At 44.2% G+C, this 1,259-nt stretch carries 2 protein-coding genes and 1 pseudogene; all 3 read right to left on the bottom strand.

Annotated elements, in window-relative coordinates; genetic code table 11:
• Positions 1 to 214, bottom strand: a 214-nt coding sequence (locus KIV40_RS31460; protein ID WP_285353226.1) for an MATE family efflux transporter, incomplete at its 3' end; no start/stop codon positions are given.
• A gap of 127 nt (positions 215 to 341) precedes the next feature.
• On the bottom strand, positions 342 to 749 hold the full coding sequence (locus KIV40_RS31455) for a MarR family winged helix-turn-helix transcriptional regulator (protein WP_285353225.1): 408 nt from the start codon (positions 747 to 749) through the stop codon (positions 342 to 344).
• A gap of 147 nt (positions 750 to 896) precedes the next feature.
• Positions 897 to 1,259 (bottom strand): annotated as a pseudogene (locus KIV40_RS31450) (lipoprotein NlpI); the annotation flags it as partial.

The following is a 1,259-nucleotide window of genomic DNA, read 5'->3' as shown; positions in this document are numbered from 1 at the left end:
AAACCAAGGCTCCAGTACCTACACCAACGAGCATACCTAGGCCAAGGATCGAGCCGATCACAGGCCAAGCAACGTTGATACCCGCTAGGCCATCGGCACCGACAAAGCGACCAATGAAAATGCCATCGACGACTTGGTATAAGCCATTGACCAGCATTGCAGCCACGGTTGGGATTGTGTAGCGCCAAAACTGGCGACTGATTGACTGACTCATCTTCTACTCTTACTTTCTGCTGTTATCTCACTACCAATGAGTGAGTGATGACGTTTCTGCTGTCCTTGAAACTTATGTTCATCCTGCTGATCACTTAGTTAACCAGACTAACTAAATAATCAAATTTTTACTTTAATGCTTTGCTTAGCAATAGGTTTAACTGCTTTGCTTCGTCTTCAGTTAATTGACTCTCTAGCGTGTTCGCCATTACCTGATAGATTTTGCTCTCTTCTTCTAGACCAGTTTCTGCTTTTGCTGTCAGCACAAGCAATTTAGATCGTGCATCCTCTGGACTGGGCATTCGCTCGACTAAACCTTTTCGCTCTAAACGCTGAACCATAGTTGTCGCCGAAGGCTTAGTGACCAGCATCTCTTCAGCAAGGTCCGTTAGTCGAATTGGCTCTTTAGACGCTTGAATCACTTTAAGGTAGTCGTACTCATTAAAGCTCAGCTGTCCAATCGGATCCTCTTTTAACTGCGTTCGCCATATCTTAGAGGCAAAGCGTTCTATCTTTTCTAGGTTTTCGTTCAACATCTATTCTTCGAACAACCAATATTTAATTAGCAATGCTAACTATTGTAATCGTCATTGATTAAATTGCAATCAGAAAAAGTGTGCCACATAAAACTAATCAATAGCGGCTTCTTGGTACGAGTTAGGAGTGAATCAGTCTGTCAGCGATCAGTTCGCTTCAGCTTGCTCTTGTTCTAATTTGGCCTGAGCAATGCGCTCTTCTTTAATCTCGGTAAAAATATTACCTAACTCAAGGAAAGAGTAGCGATGTTCAACATACTCATAAACGTTGAATGAGACGGCCAGTTTGTAGAGAGAGATCGCATTCGCGTAGTCACCACGCATGTGGTAGCGCTTCGCCAAGTAGAAGTAGGTTTCGGTTAGGCGTTGAGCCAACAACGTGTTGTCTCGCGTACCCGTTAGGATTGCCTTAAAGGCCTGCTCTTCTGAGATCTCATCGAGCATGATAGCGACCAAAACCCATCCCCACTGTTCATCACGATCTTGGTAGCGCGATTTCAGATCTTGTAG

Source organism: Vibrio sp. D173a (assembly GCF_030248475.1).
Note: the sequence above shows the minus strand (reverse complement) of the source record. Positions and strands in the feature narration are given on the sequence as shown.